This window comes from Hansschlegelia zhihuaiae, from assembly GCF_004103825.1.
In the GTDB taxonomy this organism is placed as follows: Bacteria; Pseudomonadota; Alphaproteobacteria; order Rhizobiales; family Methylopilaceae; genus Methylopila; species Methylopila zhihuaiae.
Genome location: NZ_RYFI01000002.1, coordinates 257,636 through 273,422, shown reverse-complemented (window position 1 = coordinate 273,422; position 15,787 = coordinate 257,636). Strand labels below are relative to the sequence as shown.

General features: G+C 68.8%; 17 protein-coding genes. 6 read left to right on the top strand and 11 right to left on the bottom strand.

Annotated features, from left to right (window positions below; genetic code table 11):
• Positions 1-95: 95 nt before the first annotated feature.
• The 3 genes from acuI to EK403_RS03645 all read right to left on the bottom strand — a co-directional run bounded on the left by acuI (position 96) and on the right by EK403_RS03645 (position 3,131).
• On the bottom strand, positions 96-1,079 hold the full coding sequence (gene acuI, locus EK403_RS03655) for an acrylyl-CoA reductase (NADPH) (RefSeq protein WP_128776139.1): 984 nt from the start codon (positions 1,077-1,079) through the stop codon (positions 96-98).
• A gap of 244 nt (positions 1,080-1,323) precedes the next feature.
• Positions 1,324-2,553, bottom strand: coding sequence for an MFS transporter (locus EK403_RS03650; RefSeq protein WP_128776138.1), 1,230 nt, complete (start codon positions 2,551-2,553; stop codon positions 1,324-1,326).
• Positions 2,554-2,657: 104 nt separating this feature from the next.
• A complete protein-coding gene (locus EK403_RS03645; RefSeq protein ID WP_128776137.1) occupies positions 2,658-3,131 on the bottom strand; it encodes a hypothetical protein in 474 nt (157 codons plus the stop codon).
• Positions 3,132-3,480: 349 nt separating this feature from the next.
• Between EK403_RS03645 and nadA the strand changes: the two genes are divergently transcribed.
• The 3 genes from nadA to nadC all read left to right on the top strand — a co-directional run bounded on the left by nadA (position 3,481) and on the right by nadC (position 7,206).
• Positions 3,481-4,557, top strand: a complete 1,077-nt coding sequence (nadA, locus tag EK403_RS03640) for a quinolinate synthase NadA (RefSeq protein WP_128776136.1) — start codon at positions 3,481-3,483, stop codon at positions 4,555-4,557.
• A gap of 202 nt (positions 4,558-4,759) precedes the next feature.
• Entirely contained in the window at positions 4,760-6,355 is a 1,596-nt protein-coding gene (locus EK403_RS03635; RefSeq protein ID WP_428979570.1) for an L-aspartate oxidase, read from the top strand.
• Positions 6,352-7,206, top strand: coding sequence for a carboxylating nicotinate-nucleotide diphosphorylase (gene nadC, locus EK403_RS03630; protein WP_128776134.1), 855 nt, complete (start codon positions 6,352-6,354; stop codon positions 7,204-7,206). Before EK403_RS03635 ends, nadC begins: the two co-directional genes overlap by 4 nt.
• 43 nt (positions 7,207-7,249) lie before the next feature.
• On the opposite strand, the gene EK403_RS03625 is transcribed toward nadC, so the two are convergent.
• Positions 7,250-7,672 carry an organic hydroperoxide resistance protein gene (locus tag EK403_RS03625; protein WP_128776133.1) on the bottom strand — a complete coding sequence of 141 codons (423 nt, stop codon included), beginning with the start codon at positions 7,670-7,672 and terminating at the stop codon, positions 7,250-7,252.
• Positions 7,673-7,830: 158 nt separating this feature from the next.
• Here EK403_RS03625 and EK403_RS03620 point away from each other — a divergent pair, with 158 nt between their 5' ends.
• Positions 7,831-8,286, top strand: a complete 456-nt coding sequence (locus EK403_RS03620) for a MarR family winged helix-turn-helix transcriptional regulator (RefSeq protein WP_128776132.1) — start codon at positions 7,831-7,833, stop codon at positions 8,284-8,286.
• A gap of 6 nt (positions 8,287-8,292) precedes the next feature.
• Here EK403_RS03620 and EK403_RS03615 read toward each other — a convergent pair whose 3' ends face one another.
• From EK403_RS03615 to EK403_RS03585, 6 genes are all read right to left on the bottom strand, one after another.
• On the bottom strand, positions 8,293-9,159 hold the full coding sequence (locus EK403_RS03615; protein WP_128776131.1) for a pirin family protein: 867 nt from the start codon (positions 9,157-9,159) through the stop codon (positions 8,293-8,295).
• A 116-nt stretch (positions 9,160-9,275) separates the two neighbouring features.
• The gene (locus EK403_RS03610) at positions 9,276-9,704 is read right to left on the bottom strand and encodes a hypothetical protein (protein ID WP_128776130.1); all 429 of its coding nucleotides are present in this window, start codon (positions 9,702-9,704) and stop codon (positions 9,276-9,278) included.
• A 15-nt stretch (positions 9,705-9,719) separates the two neighbouring features.
• Positions 9,720-10,712, bottom strand: a complete 993-nt coding sequence (gene speB / locus EK403_RS03605; RefSeq protein ID WP_128776129.1) for an agmatinase — start codon at positions 10,710-10,712, stop codon at positions 9,720-9,722.
• Between the two features lie 317 nt (positions 10,713-11,029).
• Complete coding sequence (gene rpsI, locus EK403_RS03600; protein ID WP_128776128.1) at positions 11,030-11,509, bottom strand: 30S ribosomal protein S9; 480 nt, start codon at positions 11,507-11,509, stop codon at positions 11,030-11,032.
• Between the two features lie 2 nt (positions 11,510-11,511).
• Complete coding sequence (gene rplM, locus EK403_RS03595) at positions 11,512-11,991, bottom strand: 50S ribosomal protein L13 (RefSeq protein ID WP_128776127.1); 480 nt, start codon at positions 11,989-11,991, stop codon at positions 11,512-11,514.
• Between the two features lie 658 nt (positions 11,992-12,649).
• Positions 12,650-13,108 carry a PaaI family thioesterase gene (locus EK403_RS03585; RefSeq protein WP_428979567.1) on the bottom strand — a complete coding sequence of 153 codons (459 nt, stop codon included), beginning with the start codon at positions 13,106-13,108 and terminating at the stop codon, positions 12,650-12,652.
• Positions 13,109-13,247: 139 nt separating this feature from the next.
• Between EK403_RS03585 and EK403_RS03580 the strand changes: the two genes are divergently transcribed.
• Positions 13,248-13,964 carry a hypothetical protein gene (locus tag EK403_RS03580; protein ID WP_128776126.1) on the top strand — a complete coding sequence of 239 codons (717 nt, stop codon included), beginning with the start codon at positions 13,248-13,250 and terminating at the stop codon, positions 13,962-13,964.
• A gap of 28 nt (positions 13,965-13,992) precedes the next feature.
• Positions 13,993-14,406, top strand: coding sequence for a CoA-binding protein (locus tag EK403_RS03575; RefSeq protein ID WP_128776125.1), 414 nt, complete (start codon positions 13,993-13,995; stop codon positions 14,404-14,406).
• A 170-nt stretch (positions 14,407-14,576) separates the two neighbouring features.
• Here the strand turns inward: EK403_RS03575 and EK403_RS03570 are convergent, their stop codons facing one another.
• A complete protein-coding gene (locus EK403_RS03570) occupies positions 14,577-15,677 on the bottom strand; it encodes a COX15/CtaA family protein (RefSeq protein ID WP_245479481.1) in 1,101 nt (366 codons plus the stop codon).
• Positions 15,678-15,787: the final 110 nt, after the last annotated feature.

Genomic DNA, 15,787 nt, shown 5'->3' with positions numbered 1-15,787 from the left:
AGCCCCCCCCCGTCACCCCTCATCCGGCCGTCGCTTCGCGCCGGCCACCTTCTCCCTCAAGGGGAGAAGGGAAGAGGCGCCGCCTCCGCTTACTACTAGATCTCCACCACCACGCGGCCGCGGATCTTGCCTTCGAGGATCGCCTTGGCGGTCGGCACGATCTCGTCGAATCCGATCGTTCTGGTGATCGCGGCCAACTTCTCGCGGTCGAGGTCTCGGGCGATGCGGCTCCAGGCCTCGACGCGGATCGGCTTTGGCACCGTGACGCTGTTGATCCCGAGCAGCGAGACCCCGCGCAGGATGAAGGGCGCGACCGAGGTCGGCAGGTCCATGCCGGCCGCGAGCCCGCAGGCCGCCACCGCGCCGCCGGACTTGGTCTGTGCGATGGCGTTGGCGAGCGGCACCGAGCCGACCGAATCCACGACGCCGCCGAAGCGCTCCTTCTGAAGCGGCTTGCCAGGGCTCGCCAGTTCCTCGCGGTTCATGATCTCGCTCGCGCCGAGCTCCTTCAGCCAGCCGCCCTCCTCCGGGCGGCCGGTCGAGGCCACGACCTCGTAGCCGAGCTTGCCCAAGAGCGCGACCGCGATGGAGCCGACGCCGCCCGCGGCGCCCGTCACCAGCACGGGACCCCGCGCAGGCGTCACGCCGTGCCGCTCGAGCGCCATGATGCAGAGCATCGCGGTGTAGCCCGCCGTGCCGACCGCCATGGCGTCGGCGGCTGAAAGGCCTTGCGGAAGCGGCACCAGCCAGTCGGCCTTGACTCGCGCGACCTCGGCATAGCCGCCGAGATGGGTCTCGCCCAGGCCCCAGCCGTTCAGCACCACCTCGTCGCCGACCTTGAACTCGGGGTTCTCGGAGGCCGTCACCTTGCCCGCGAAATCGATGCCCGGGATCATCGGGAAGCGCCGCACCACCGGCGACTTGCCGGTGACGGCGAGCCCGTCCTTGTAGTTCACCGTCGAGTGCGAGACCCGCACCACGACGTCGCCCTCCATCAGATCGCTCTCGGGGAAGTCGACCGTCGAGATGGTCTGGCCGTCGTCGGTCTTGTCGATGCGCAGCGCGCGGAAGGCGGACATGCGGCGCTCCTTCGGATCGGGAGAGGTCGCGGGCTAGATAGAGAGCCGGGGCGGCTAAGTCATCCCGGCATTGGCAAGGCGGTCGTCATCCCGGCCGAAGCGAAGCGGAGAGCCGAGATCGTCGTCCGGATGTCGCTCGTCATGGTCCGGTCAAGCCGGAGGATGACGGGGAGGTTCTGGCGCGCCATTCGAGATCACGATCCCGAATCGCGACTGGCGCCGTCTTCCGGGATGATGCCATCGCTCACGCCGTCGCCGGTCGCTCCACGGGTCGTTCGCGGATCGGCAGGTTGACGAGGCCGGACATGATCGAGAGCGCAATCGCGATCTTCCAAATCAGGTCGTAATTGCCGTAGGCCTCATAGAGCACGCCCCCGAGCCAGACGCCGATGAAGGAACCGATCTGGTGGCTCAGAAACACGACGCCATAGAGCATCGTCATGTAGCGCGTGCCGAACATCGTCACGACCAGGCCCGAGGTCGGCGGGATGGTCGAGAGCCAGAGGAGGCCGATCCCGGCGCCGAAGCAGAGCGCGGTGACGGGCGTCACGGGTGTGAACACGAAACCCGCGATGAGCAGCGCCCGCGCGAAATAGATCGCGGACAAAAGATGCCGCTTCGGCATCCGCCCGGACAGGACGCCGGAGCTGAGCGAGCCCGCGATGTTGAACAGCCCGATCAGCGCGAGGGCCCAGCCGCCGACCGAGGTCGAGATGCCCTGGTCGATCAGGAAGGGCGGCAGATGCGCGGTGATGAAGGCGAGGTGGAAGCCACAGGTGAAGAAGCCGATCACCAGCAGCCAGTAGCTCGGGGTGGCGAAGGCTTCGGCGAGCGCCTCGCGGATCGTTTGGTCCTGGATTTTCGTCGCCCCCGGGGCGGGCGTCGCAGGCCGCGTCGCGAGCGGGATCGAGAGCGGCAGGACAAGCAGCATAAGGGCCGCGAAGATCAGCGCCGTCATCTGCCAGCCATAGGAGGCGATCAGCGCGGAGGCGAGCGGCGTGAACAGGAACTGCCCGAAGGAGCCGGCCGCCGTGCCGAAGCCGAAGCCGATCGTCCGCCATTCCGGCGGCAGCAGCTTGCTGAACGCTCCGATGACGATCGAGAAGGACGCGCCCGACAGCGCGAAGCCGATCAGCACGCCGGCCGAGATGTGCATCGCGCCCGGCGCCGTCGAGAGCGGCATCAACGCGAGCCCCGCGGCATAGAGCAGGCCCCCGACCATCAGCACCGGCCGCGCGCCGTAGCGGTCCGCGAAGCCCCCGGCGAAAGGCTGGCCGATCCCCCAGATGAGGTTCTGGATCGCGAAGGACAGCGCGAAGACGTCGCGGCCCCAGCCGTTCGTCTCAGAGATCGGCGTCAGCATCAGCCCCGCGGTCGCGCGCGGCCCGAAGGTCAGGCAGGCGATCGCGCAGCCGCAGAGGATGACAAAGACCGGGACGCGCGCGACGGGCGCGGCGGACGAAGCGACGGACATGGCGGCTCCTGCCCAGACGAAACGGGCCGGAGCCTTATAGCCCTCTCAGCGGATCACGCGCATGAAAGCTTGCGATCCGAGCCATCGCTCCCCGTGATGAGAGCTCAGTCCGCCGCCCCGACTTCCTCGCCCACGATGCTGCAGGTCGCCGCAATCGGGGGATTGTTGAGGCGCGAGATGCGGATGGCGGGCTTCCAGTTTTTCGGCACCACCAGCAGCGTATCGACGAGGAAGTTCAGCACGACCTGGCCGGGTCCCGCAAACTCGGACTGGATCGGCGCAAGGAACTGGCCCGCGATATAGGTCTTCTCGTTTTCGGACAGGCGGCCGAGGCTCGCCCCGGTGATCTCCTTCGACGGAGACCCGCCCTCGGAGGTGAGGATGGTGCAGGACGCCTTCAGCACCTTCAGCGGCTGGCGCAACAGCACCGAGAACGCGACCGTGCAGGGCGACGAGTCGAAGTTGTCGCAAGAGTTGGACTTGAACTCCTGATAGATCCCGCCGATCCGCGACTGGCTCAGCGCGGGGCCAGCGGTCAGGCCGTAGAACGATGCGGCCGCCGCGAGTCCTAAAATCATCGATCGACAAAAATTCAACTCGACCTCCCCATGCAAGGCGTTGATCGTCGCCTAGTGACCAATCTACATGAGCGTACTGACATCTATATACGTATATCCACGTACCTCTGGATTCTATATTCGGATTTGACATATTGTCCGCAGGAGAATGAGCCGAACGACGCCGGCGCAGCCGTCTACCCGACCGGGTCGACTTTCGCCCGACCCGACAGCGCGCGCTTCGTTTTTGGGGACTTCTCGCCCCTCATGACATTTCTGCGTCGACGCTCTTCAAATCCGTCCTGATCCCCACTATCATAGTTATGCTCGATATGAGCATAATAGGTTCGGTTGATCATTGGAGGACGCCATGTCCCCGCTCGCCGCCACTGTCCCGTCCACCCGCCGCTCCGCGACGCCTCCGCCGCGCCGGTTCCAGCCTGTCGCCATGCCGTCGCTCGACTGGACGCCCGAGGTCGAAGCCGCGACCGCGCATCTCTACGAGCGCGTCAAGACCGTCATCCCGCCGGTCGAGTGGCCGTTCTTCGCCCCTTACGTGAAGGCGATCAACGAGCTGAAGGTCGTCCGCAACGCCGTCATCCTGGCGCACAACTACCAGACGCCGGAGATCTACAACTGCGTCGCGGACGTCGTGGGCGACAGTTTTGCGCTCGCCCGCCAGGCGACGCGCACCGACGCCGAGGTGATCGTGCAGTGCGGCGTGCACTTCATGGCCGAGACCTCGAAGATCCTGAACCCGGACAAGACGGTGCTGATCCCCGACAGCCGCGCCGGCTGCTCGCTTGCGACCTCGATCACCGCCGAGGACGTGCGGGCGCTGCGCCGCCGCCATCCCGGCGTGCCGGTCGCGGTCTATGTGAACACCACCGCGGAAGTGAAGGCCGAGGCCGACATCTGCCTTACCTCCGGCAATGCGGTGGCGGTGGTGGAGTCGCTCGGAAGCCCGGAAGTGATGGTGCTCCCCGACCAATATCTCGCGGCCTGGATCGCCACCCAGACCAAGGTCCGGATCATCTCCTGGCACGGCGCCTGCGAGGTGCATGAGCGCTTCACGGCCGAGGAGCTGCGCGCCTATCGCGCGGCCGACCCGGACGTCACGATCCTGGCGCATCCCGAATGCCCGCCGGACGTCATCGCCGAAGCCGACTTCACCGGCTCGACCGCCAAGATCCTGGACTACGTGAAGCTTCGGAAGCCCAGGAAAGTGGTCATGGTCACCGAGTGCTCGATGGCCGACAACGTGATGGCCGAGGCCCCGGACACCGAGTTCGTGAAGCCCTGCAACCTCTGCCCGCACATGAAGCGGATCACCCTGCCGAAGATCCTCGAGTCGCTCGTGCACATGCGCGAGGAGGTGGTGGTCGACCCGGCGGTCGCGGAAGGCGCGCGGCGCAGCGTCGAGGCGATGGTGCACCTGAAGATCTGACGCGAGCGGGGCCTGGACCTCGACCTCGTGTCCCGGCCCTGAGCCGGGACCCATTGGGCTCGACGTCGAAAATCATGTCAGGCGTCGCCGATCGGCATTCGATCGAGGCGCTGAATGGGTCCCGGCTCAGGGCCGGGACATGACCGCGGAGCGATCCGCGCCGTGCTCCAAGAGAGCTTCGATGACCGACTCCCCCGATCCGATCTCGCTCGACGACCTCGCTCCGCAGTCATGGGCGGGAGCCGACGACGTCGTCATCGTCGGCGGCGGGCTCGCGGGCCTGTTCTGCGCGCTGAAGCTCGGCGAGCGCCCCATCACGATCGTGACCGCCGCGCCGCTCGGCGACGGCGCCTCCTCGGCCTGGGCGCAGGGCGGGATCGCGGCGGCGGTCGGCCTCGGCGACAGCGCTGAGGCGCACGCCGCCGACACGGTCGCGGCCGGCGCGGGAATCGTCGACGTCGAGATCGCCCGGCTGATGACGCGCGAGGCGTCGGACCGGATCGCCGATCTGCTCGCCTTCGGCGTGCCGTTCGACCGCGACCTCGAGGGCAAGCTGCTGCTCTCCCGCGAGGCTGCGCATTCCGAGCGGCGCATCGTGCGCGTCAATGGCGACCTCGCGGGCCGCGCCATCATGGGCGCGCTGGTCGCGGCGGTACGGCGCAAGGCCAACATCCGCGTGCTGGAAGGGTTCGCGGCCGAATCCCTCGTTACGCGCGGGCGCTTCGTCACCGGCGTCTCGGCGCGCCGCATCGGCGACCCGTCGGGGCGCCCGGTCCAGGTCATCGGCCGCGCCGTGGTGCTGGCGACCGGCGGAATTGGCCATCTCTACGCCGTCACCACCAATCCGCCCGAGGCGCGCGGCGCAGGGCTCGCCATGGCGGCGCGGGCGGGGGCGCTCCTCGCGGACCTCGAATTCGTGCAGTTTCACCCGACCGCGATCGCGGTCGGTCGCGACCCCGCCCCGCTCGCGACCGAGGCGCTGCGCGGCGAAGGCTCGGTGCTGGTCGACAGCGCCGGCCGCCGCATCATGGAAGGCGTCCACCCCGATCTCGACCTCGCGCCTCGAGACATTGTCGCCCGCGCGGTCTACCAGGCGGCGCAGGCCGGCGGCGCGTTCCTCGACGCGCGGGACGCCGTCGGCAACCGGTTCCCGACCCGCTTCCCGACGGTCTTCGCGGCCTGCCAGACGGCGGGGATCGATCCGACGCGCGAGCCCATCCCGGTCGCGCCAGCGGCCCACTACCACATGGGCGGCGTGCTGACCGACGCGAACGGCCGGAGTTCGCTCGACGGCCTCTGGGCCTGCGGCGAGACGGCGTCCACCGGCGCGCATGGCGCGAACCGGCTGGCCTCGAATTCGCTGCTCGAAGCCGTGGTGTTCGCCGCGCGCATCGCCGAGGACATCCAGGGCCTCACCCCCGCGGCCCCCGCCACGGCGCGGATGCGCGGCGAACCGGCCGACCATGACGGTTCGCTCCCCGACAGCGCCGCGACCGCGACGCTGCGCAGGACCATGACCGATCTCGTCGGCGTGCTGCGCGACGGGCCGCAACTGACGCGCGCCATCGAGACGCTGGACCGGCTAAGACGCGAGGCGATCGGCGCGGACTTCGCCAACATGGCGACCTCCGCCCTCCTCATCGCGATCTCGGCGGAGCGCCGAAAGGAAAGCCGCGGCGCGCATATGCGTTCGGACTTTGCCGCGCCGCGCGAGGAGTGGGAGCGGCGCTCCACCATTTCGCTGAAGGACGCGCTCGACAGTCTCGGCCAGAACGCCGTCGAGCTCGCCGCCTCGTGACGCCCGCCCCGCTCGATCCAATCGCCGTGCGGCGGGCGGTCGAGGCCGCGCTCGCGGAGGATCTCGGCCGCGCCGGCGACATCACGAGCGCCGCCACGATCCCGGCGAACGCCGTCGCCCGCGCTGCGATCGTCTCGCGAAGCGAGGGCCGGCTCGCCGGCGTCCAACTCGCCGCCGCGGCCTTCGAGGCGCTTGACGCGCGCGTCTCGTTCTCGACCGAGCGCCAGGACGGCGATCGGCTCCAGAAGGGCTCCGTCGTCGCCCGCATCGAAGGGCCGGCGCGCGCCTTGCTGTCGGCCGAGCGGGTCGCTCTCAACTTCCTCGGCCATCTGTCGGGCGTCGCGACGCTGACCGCGGCCTTCGCCGAGCGCATCGCCCATACGCCCGCGAAAGCCTGCTGCACGCGCAAGACGACGCCGGGCCTCAGGGTCTTCGAGAAATACGCGGTGCGCTGCGGCGGCGGGGCGAACCACCGCTTCGGGCTCGACGACGCCATCCTGATCAAGGACAACCACATCGCGGTCGCGGGCGGCATTCAGGCGGCGCTGGCCGCCGCAAAGGCCGCCGCCGGTCATCTCGTCAAGATCGAGATCGAGGTCGACGATCTCGATCAGCTCGACCTCGTGATCGCCGAAGGCGCCGACGTCGTGCTGCTCGACAACATGTCTCCCGAGACTCTACGCGAGGCGGTGCGCCGCATCGGCGGACGGATGCTCGCGGAGGCGTCGGGCAACGTCTCGCTCGAGACGGTCGCGGCGATCGCCGAGACCGGCGTTGACCTGATCTCGGTCGGCCGCATTACCCACTCGGCCCCGACGCTGGACCTCGGGCTCGACATCGCGCTCGGCTGAGAGATCGGCCCGGACGGTTTTCGCCGCCCGGGCCGGAGGACGCTCAGGCGACCGACAGACGGACGTCCAATCCGTTCCTGGTAAGATGCGAGTATGGGCAGACGATATGGGCCTTGGCCGCGAGTTCCTCGGCGGCCGCGTGGTCGAATCCGGGAATGGTCACGGTCAGCGCGACGTCGAGGCCAAAACCCTCGCCGTCGTCGCGCGGGCCGATGCCGACCTGCGCGCGCACCGTCGTATCGTCCGGGATCTTCACCTTCTCGCGGCCCGCGACGAATTTCAGCGCGCCGAGGAAGCAGGCGGAATAGCCCGCCGCGAAAAGCTGCTCGGGGTTTTGGCCCGCGCCGCCCGGCCCGCCGAGCTCCTTCGGCGTGACCAGATCGACCTTGAACGAGCCGTCGACCGTCTCGGCGTGGCCGGTGCGGCCGCCGGTGGCGACGGCTTCGGTCTTGTACAGAACCTTCATGACACTCTCCTGTCTGACCGCGACATGGGCGGCGACTTCGATGCGTCGATATTCATTATCGCGATAAATATTGGAAGTGCGGGATGTGCATGGCTGCCATGCGAACAATTATCGCGATATAGATTATCTTACCGCAGTCGAACCGAGGGAGTGAGCCGATGCCCCCGCGCGCCCCGAGCCTAAAGCTGGAGGACCAGCTCTGCTACGCCGTCTATTCGGCGTCGCTCGCGATCAACCGGGTCTACAAGCCCCTGCTCGACGAGCTCGGCCTGACCTATCCGCAATATCTCGCGATGCTGGTGCTGTGGGAAGACGACGCCCTCACGGTGAAGGAGATCGCCGACCGGCTGATGCTGGAATCCAGCACGCTGACGCCCCTGCTGAAGCGTCTCGAGGCCGCCGGCTTCGTGGCGCGCCGGCGTAGCGAGGAGGACGAGCGTCAGGTCGTCATCCGGCTGACCGACGAAGGCCGCGCGCTGAAGGAACGCGCAGGCTGCGTCCCGCTCGCGCTGCTCGCCGGCTCGAAGCTTCCGATCCGCGACCTCGGCCGCCTGAACGTCGAGATCAGGGCGCTCAGGGACGCGCTCGCGGAGCGCGCCCCCGAGGTCGCCTGACGGGTCTCAGGCCGGGATCGTGCCGAAGCGGCCGGACTGGAAGTCCGCGATCGCGGCGCTGATCTCCTCGCGCGTGTTCATCACGAAGGGCCCGTGCATCGCGACCGGCTCGTCGATCGGCTCCCCGGTCAGCACGAGCAGCTTCACGTCGCCCTCGGCCGCGATCGTGAAAGGTCCGCCCTCGCGCGACAGCAGCGCGGTCTCGGCGTCGCCGAGGCGCTCCGCTCCGTTCAAAGCGACCGAACCGCCGAGGGCCGCGACGATGACGGTGTGGCCCTCCGGCGGCGTCAGCGTCGCTGCGCCACCGGCGTTCAGCCGGACGTCCCAGACATTCATCGGCGTGAAGGTCTCGGCAGGCCCCCTCGCGCCGTCGAACGCGCCCGCGATCACCCGAACGCGCCCTGCCCCGTCCGAAAGCTCGACCGTCGGGATGTCGGCGGAAGTCAGCGTCTGGTAACCGGGCGCTTCGCCCTTGTGCCGCGCCGGCAGGTTGACCCAGAGCTGCGCGACCTCGAAGCGCCCGCCCGCCTTGGTGAAGGCCGGGCTGTGGAACTCCTTGTGCAGGATGCCGGAGGCGGCGGTCATCCACTGCACGTCCCCCGGGCCGATCAGGCCGCCGGCGCCGGTCGAGTCGCGGTGCTCGAGCTCGCCGTCGAACACGATCGTGACGGTCTCGAAGCCGCGATGCGGATGGACGTCGACGCCGCGAGGCCGTGCGGCGGGCTCGAACTCGACAGGCCCCGCATAGTCGAACAGCAGGAACGGACTGACGTCCGCGCCGTGGCTCGGATGCGAGAACAGCGAGCGAACCGGAAAGCCGTCCCCGACCCAGTGGCCGCGCGGCGCGGGCGTGACGGTGATGACGCGTCTCATTGCGCTGGTCTCCGGGCCTCCGCGGGGGCGGCGGCCGCATTCGACCGACACGTAGTCATCGGGCCGCGAGCCGGAAGACGCGCCCCGCGGCGCGTCCCCTCACCGGCGCAACCGCGTCATTGCGCCGGCGCTGATGGGCGCGCCGGAGGCGCCGGCGGCAATGCCGGGCCTGATCTGGCGCCCGGCTTCTCGGTCGCCGGCGCAAAGCCGTATTTCGTCAGGAGCTCGTTCCAATATGTCTCGCGCGCGACGCCGCCGAGCGATTTGAGCTTCGCGGCCTCGTCCGCGGTCAGCTCCTTCAGCCGGTAGCCCTTCGCCCTCAGGCAGGCGGACCGGTTGGAGGTCGCGTCGGTCTTCGGGCCGACGTCGCCGATCGACACCGACACGCCGCCGCCCGCGGCCTCGGCCGTGCAGTTCATCTCGTCGATCTCGGCGTCGCCCGAACTCGAGCCCGACCGCATCCAGACCCTGTCATTGGCGCAGGCCGGAAGCAGGAGCGTGACCGCGACCAGCGCGGCGATGCGGGCGGCGGCGAGAGGCGGCATGACGGTCCTTCCGTGTCAAAGCGCGATCGGTTTGCCGGCGCGCTTCCTCTCGGCAAGGAGCCCGAGATAGAGCTGCGCGAGATGGGCGCCGGCGAGCGACGTCACGCCCGCATGGTCATAGGGCGGCGACACCTCGACGACGTCGAAGCCCTTGAGGTCGAGCGCGCCGAGGCGGCGCAGGCATGCGAGCGCCCAGGCCGACGACACGCCGCCCGAGACCGGCGTGCCGGTGCCGGGCGCATAGGCCGGGTCGAGGCAGTCGATGTCGAAGGTCACGTAGACCGGCGCGTCCTCCACGTGACCCAGTATCCGGCTCGCGGTCGCGAGCGGCCCGAGTTCGTGCGCCAGGAAGCCGTCAACGATGGAGATGCCGCAGTCCTGGGGAGCATGGGTGCGGATGCCGATCTGGATCGAGCGTTCCGGGACGATCAGCCCGTCGCGCACGGCGCGGGTGATCATCGTGCCGTGGTCGATGCGGCTGCCGTCGTCGTCCCAGGTGTCCTGATGGGCGTCGAACTGGACGAGCGCGACGGGGCGGCCGAGCCGCGCCACCAGCGCCTTGAGCACGGGATAGGTGAGGAAGTGATCGCCCCCGAGGGTCACGAGATGCGCGCCGGCCGCATATCGCTCGGCCGCTTGGCGCTCGATCGCCGCCGGCATCTGGTCGACGCGGCCATAGTCGAGCGAGCAGTCGCCGGTGTCGGCGACCGCGAGATCGCCGAAGATGTCGAAGGCGAAGGGATAAGCCGGGTCGCCGCACATGATCGTCGAGGCCTCGCGGATCGCGCGGGGGCCGAACCGCGTCCCCGGCCGGTTCGACACCGAAGTGTCGAGCGGCACGCCCCAGACCGCGACCTCGGCGCCTTCGGTCGATCGGGCGTAGGGGCGGCGGAGGAAGGAGGCCGCGCCGGCGTAGTTCGCCTCGATCGACTCGCCGAAGCGGCGCGACGGGTTCAGCGCGTCGTCGACGGGGCGCGGGTGAAGCGGGTCGGCGTTCGGGGCGGCCATCTATGTCTCCGTCATCCCGGCCGGAGCGAAGCGGAGAGCCGGGATCGTCGTCAGGACGAGCTCTGATAACAGCGCCCGCGCCGAATGACACGCTGAACCACCGCCCCAATGTCCCGGCCTTGAGCCGGGACCCATCGGCGCAACGCCTCCTACGATATCATCGCCCCTGCGGGCCCTTCCCGCGGGGAGCAAAATAGGTCCCGGCTCAAGGCCGGGACATGAGCGCGGCGGACATTGCATTGCCCTCGGAGACGAAAAAGGCGGGCCGCGATGGGCCCGCCTGTCCGGTACGCAGAACCTGTGTCCGGCGTATTCGATCAGCGCTTGGAGAACTGGAAGCTGCGGCGGGCCTTGGCGCGACCGTACTTCTTGCGCTCCACGACGCGGCTGTCGCGGGTCAGGAAGCCGCCCTTCTTCAGCACGCCGCGCAGCTCGGGCTCGAAATAGGTCAGCGCCTTCGAGAGGCCGTGGCGCACCGCGCCCGCCTGCCCCGACAGGCCGCCGCCCGCGACCGTGACGATCACGTCGTACTGGCCCTGGCGGTTCGCGACGTTGATCGGCTGCTCGAGGATCATGCGCAGCACGGGGCGCGCAAAATAGATCTCGATGGGCCGCTTGTTGATCGTGACCTTGCCCGAGCCCGGCCGGATCCAGACGCGGGCGACCGCGTCCTTGCGCTTGCCGGTGGCGTAGGCGCGCCCTTGAGCGTCGACCTTCTTGACGTGGCGGGGGGCTTCGGAAGCGCTCGTGCCGAGCGCGCCGCCGAGCTCGCCCAGCGAGGAGATGTTCTCGGCCATTTTCAGGCGCTCCGCTTGTTCTTGCGATTGAGGGCGCCGACGTCGAGCGAGGTCGGCTGCTGGGCCTCGTGCGGATGGCTCTCGCCGGCGTAGACCCTGAGGTTTCCGAGCTGCTTGCGGCCGAGCGGACCGCGCGGAAGCATGCGCTCCACGGCCTTCTCGATCACGCGCTCGGGGAAGCGGCCGTCCAGCACCTGATGCGCCTTGCGCTCCTTGATGCCGCCCGGATAGCCGGTGTGCCAGAAGTACGACTTGTTCTCGCGCTTGCGGCCCGTGAAGTGGATCTTGGCGGCGTTGACCACGATGACGTGGTCGCCGTCGTCGACATGCGGCGTGAAGGACGCCAGATGCTTGCCGCGCAGCCGCATCGCGATCAGCGTGGCGAGACGGCCGACGACGAGGTCGGTGGCGTCGATCACCACCCACTTCTTCTCGACGTCGGCAGGTTTGGTCACGAAGGACCGGGCCGGTTCTGGTCGCATCGGGCGAGCCTCGGGGGTCGGGACAAAAGAAAGGCGCGGGAAACGACGTCCCGCGCGACGTGGCGGTTGATACGCCAAGGCGAGCGGGTTTGCAATATGTGAAGACGCGAGAAAATGGCGTAAAATCAATGACTTCTAATTTTGGTAATTTAATACCTCCCAATAACCCCCTAGCCCATCCAGAAACGTCGCTTGCCCTGACCTTCTCTCGCGGGGAAAGCGGACCCGCCCCCTTTTCGCACCGGTCGGAACATGTCGGCGCGCGTGTCGACGTCCCTCCTCATCCGCCGACCCGGTTCGCCCGCGAGCGACCTGGGAAGAAACGCTCACGTGTATACGTCGTCATCCGTTAGCGCAATATTTGTAAAACGAAGCTCGGGGAGCTCAGAAACAGTCCTGCGACCATCCCGACAAACGCCAAAGCGAGAGCTCCAATAATTCCGTGGCTCTCCCATCCAATAATCGCGCCTATGGCGGTCGAGACGACAATGGCGATAACCGCCCACAAGAGCCTTATCGCCTCGATAATTCTACAGAGAGAAGTTCGTTTACGAGCTTCTCCAGCAGGAGGCTCTTCCATCCGGGCTCCTTCATGAAGCCCGCATTTCTTCGACTGAGCGTCGGCGATTTTGGGAGGAGGCTCTTCCGGCATCCCGTCCTACGCCTTCGGCGGAATCGAATAGGTCGCGACCACATGGGCGATGACCTCGTCGAGGCCGTCGGAGCGGAGCTCCGCCTCGCCGACGGCGAGCGTGCGGCCGACCTTGAGGTAACGGCAGGTCGCGACCACGTCCCTCGGCTCCGGGCGGCGCAGGAAGTTGATGGTGAAGCTCGTGGTCACCGCGAGCTTCACCGGGCCGATGGCGCCGAGCAGCGCGACGTAGAGCGCGACGTCTGCGAGCGCCATCATCGACGGGCCGGAGACCGTTCCGCCCGGTCTCAGATGCCTGTCGTGGAACAGCAGGCGCATCCGCGCCGCGCCGTAGCCCACCGCCTCGACCTCATAGGTCGAGCCCTCCTGGGACAGCTGCGGAAATTCGGCCGCGAGGAACGCCTTCAGCTCCCGAAGCGTCATGCGCGCCCGGCGATCCACGGCGGGGCGTGGCTTTTGCGTCATGGTCGCGTCCATATTCCCCCGTCATAGTCTCGATTCGAAGCCGTGCGCCCGGCCCCCGGGCGCCCCGTAGCGGCCGTCGGAAGCCGCATCGGGACCGTCGCGCAACATCCGTGCGACGCAACGCCCCTCGGAGGTCGTCATGCTCATCGCTGCGAGCCACGCGTCGCGCAAATTTTTGGTCGCCGCCAGCCTGTTTGCAATCGCGGGCCTTGGCGCCGTTCCGGCCGCGGCGCAGGACAAACCGGCTCCCGCAGAAACGCAACAGGGCGGCGATCAATCGGCCGCCGACCTCGAGCCCAAGCAGGTCCCGCTCACCGGCAAGCTGGTCGAGGGCTTCATCGCCGCCTGGCCGGAGTTCGAGGCGCTCCGCGAGAAGCTCGCGGCCGAAAACCCGGCCGCCAAGGAGCAGGACAAGAACCCGCAGAACCAGCCCGAGAGCGACGAGGCCGAGGTCGGCGAGGCCGAGGACCCGATCGGCGCGCTCGCGACCTATCTCGACGACCCGAAGGCCAAGCCGCAGATCGAGGCGATCCTCAAGAAGCATCAGTTCGCGAGCTATTCGGACTGGGCCGACGTCGCCCAGTCGGTCCTGCTCGCCTTCGGCGCGAGCGATCCGGAAGGCGGCGGCACCGACCTCGCGGCCGAGAAGAAGAAGGTGCAGGAGGAGATACAGTCCGACGCGGCCCTGTCCGAGGACGAGAAGAAATCGGCGCTCAAGGATCTCGACGAGCAGTTCGCGGCGCTCGAGAGCTTCCAGCCGCTGCCCGGCAATGTCGAAGCGGTGAAGCCCTATCTCGACAAGATCAAGGACCTGTTCGGCGACGACGAAGGCGACGACGCCGGCGGGAAGAAGTGAGACGCCAGCCCGAAGCCGGCCCTCGCGCATGACCGCCGACAGCTCACAGATCCCGTCCATCCTCGCGGGCGTGCGCACGATCGCGGTGGTCGGCGCGAGCCCGAACCCGGCGCGGCCGAGCAACGACGTGGCGCGGTTCCTCGCTGCGCGCGGCTACAAGGTGTTCCCGGTCAATCCAGGCCATGGCGGCGGCGGGATCGCTGGGCTTCCCGCCTTCGCCACCCTCGCCGACATTCCCGAGGCGATCGACATGGTCGACGTGTTCCGCGCCTCGGAGCACGTCGCCGAGGTCCTCGAGCAGGCGCTCGCGCTCGACCCCCGGCCGAAGGTGTTCTGGACGCAGCTCGGCGTGGTGGACGAGGCGGCTGCGGCCCGCGCCGAAGCGGAGGGCCTGGCCGTCGTCATGGACCGCTGCCCCAAGATCGAGCTGATGGGGTACTGAACGAAACGGCGATGTCCCGGCCTTGAGCCGGGACCCATTCGGCGCGATGGGACCGGGCCAAGGCGTCGGCTGCGCCATTCCTTCCTGAGATCGCGGCGGTCAATGGTCCCGGCTCAAGGCCGGGACATCGGCGGGCCGGGACATCGGCAGGCCGCGACGTCGGTGTAGAGCTATTCCGCCGGCTGCGGCAGCGCCTGCGGCGCCCCTGCCCGCTCGCGCCTCGCGGCCTCGGCGAGCAGCGCGGCGTTGGCCGTCGCGAGGCCGAACACGACCACCGCGCCGAACTGATGCGCGAGGCCGAGCGACAGCGGCACGACGTGGACGAGCGCCGCGACGCCCAGCGCGGCCTGCGCCACCATCAGGCCCGCGAGCCAGACGGCGCGGCGCGCCGCGCGGCCGTCGAGCTTCGCGCGCAGGGCCGCGACCGCATAGGCGACCGTGGCGGCGAGCAGCAGATAGGCCGCGAGCCGGTGGTTGAGCTGCACCAGCGCGACATTGTCGACGAAGTTCTCCCACCAAGGGATTTGGGCGAACAGGGTCTCGTGGGACGGCGCGAAGCCGCCGTCCATCAGCGGCCATGTGTTGAACGAGAAACCCGCCTTCGATCCCGCCACCAGGCCGCCGAGCAAGATCTGGACGAAGGACAAGCCGAGCACGGCGTAGCCCCCTGCCCTGAGGCCGGCGGTCAGAGGCCGTGCGTCGCGGCCGAACTGGCCGAGATGGGCGAGGAAGAGCACAAGGCTCGCGAAGAACAGCAGCGCGAATCCGAGATGCAGCGTCAGCTTGATGGGCGCGACCGCCGTCATGCCCGGCTGCAGTCCGGACGCCACCATGATCCAGCCGATCGCCCCCTGCGCGCCGAGCAGCAGCCCCATGGCGAACAGGACGAGCCCCTCCTTCAGGCTCACCCGCCGGGTCACGGCCGCGAAGGCGAGGCCGGCGGCGAAGACGAGGCCGATCAGGCGCCCGAGCTGCCGATGGCCCCACTCCCACCAGTAGATGAACTGGAACTCGCCGAGCGACATGCCCGCGTTCTGCAGCCGGTATTGCGGGCTCTCGCGGTATTTGCCGAACTCCTCCGCCCAGGCGGCCTCGCCGATCGGCGGGATCGCGCCCGTGACCGGCCGCCATTCGGTGATCGAGAGGCCGGAGCCCGTGAGCCGCGTCGCGCCGCCCACCACCACCATCAGCGCGACCAGCGCGAGCGTGAGCGCGAGCCATGCGCGGACAAAGCGTCGACCAGGACAAGATACGGAGCGGGCTTCGGACACTGAGGCGGCGCGCCTCCTCGGGCGCGGGTTGATCGCGGATGGCCGGAGGCTTTAAGTCGCCGGTGCGGCGCGCACAAGGCGACGCACCGCCCCTCCCCGCCAGCGACTCC

Excerpts from the sequence above, each read along its gene's own strand:
- EK403_RS03580 (WP_128776126.1), top strand. The coding sequence starts at position 13,248 with ATGCTCATCGCTGCGAGCCACGCGTCGCGCAAATTTTTGGTCGCCGCC.
- EK403_RS03615 (WP_128776131.1), bottom strand. The coding sequence starts at position 9,159 with ATGAGACGCGTCATCACCGTCACGCCCGCGCCGCGCGGCCACTGGGTC.
- nadA (WP_128776136.1), top strand. The coding sequence starts at position 3,481 with ATGTCCCCGCTCGCCGCCACTGTCCCGTCCACCCGCCGCTCCGCGACG.
- EK403_RS03625 (WP_128776133.1), bottom strand. The coding sequence starts at position 7,672 with ATGAAGGTTCTGTACAAGACCGAAGCCGTCGCCACCGGCGGCCGCACC.
- acuI (WP_128776139.1), bottom strand. The coding sequence starts at position 1,079 with ATGTCCGCCTTCCGCGCGCTGCGCATCGACAAGACCGACGACGGCCAG.
- rplM (WP_128776127.1), bottom strand. The coding sequence starts at position 11,991 with ATGCGACCAGAACCGGCCCGGTCCTTCGTGACCAAACCTGCCGACGTC.
- EK403_RS03650 (WP_128776138.1), bottom strand. The coding sequence starts at position 2,553 with ATGTCCGTCGCTTCGTCCGCCGCGCCCGTCGCGCGCGTCCCGGTCTTT.
- EK403_RS03585 (WP_428979567.1), bottom strand. The coding sequence starts at position 13,108 with ATGACGCAAAAGCCACGCCCCGCCGTGGATCGCCGGGCGCGCATGACG.
- speB (WP_128776129.1), bottom strand. The coding sequence starts at position 10,712 with ATGGCCGCCCCGAACGCCGACCCGCTTCACCCGCGCCCCGTCGACGAC.
- EK403_RS03620 (WP_128776132.1), top strand. The coding sequence starts at position 7,831 with ATGCCCCCGCGCGCCCCGAGCCTAAAGCTGGAGGACCAGCTCTGCTAC.
- rpsI (WP_128776128.1), bottom strand. The coding sequence starts at position 11,509 with ATGGCCGAGAACATCTCCTCGCTGGGCGAGCTCGGCGGCGCGCTCGGC.
- EK403_RS03645 (WP_128776137.1), bottom strand. The coding sequence starts at position 3,131 with ATGATTTTAGGACTCGCGGCGGCCGCATCGTTCTACGGCCTGACCGCT.
- EK403_RS03610 (WP_128776130.1), bottom strand. The coding sequence starts at position 9,704 with ATGCCGCCTCTCGCCGCCGCCCGCATCGCCGCGCTGGTCGCGGTCACG.
- EK403_RS03575 (WP_128776125.1), top strand. The coding sequence starts at position 13,993 with ATGACCGCCGACAGCTCACAGATCCCGTCCATCCTCGCGGGCGTGCGC.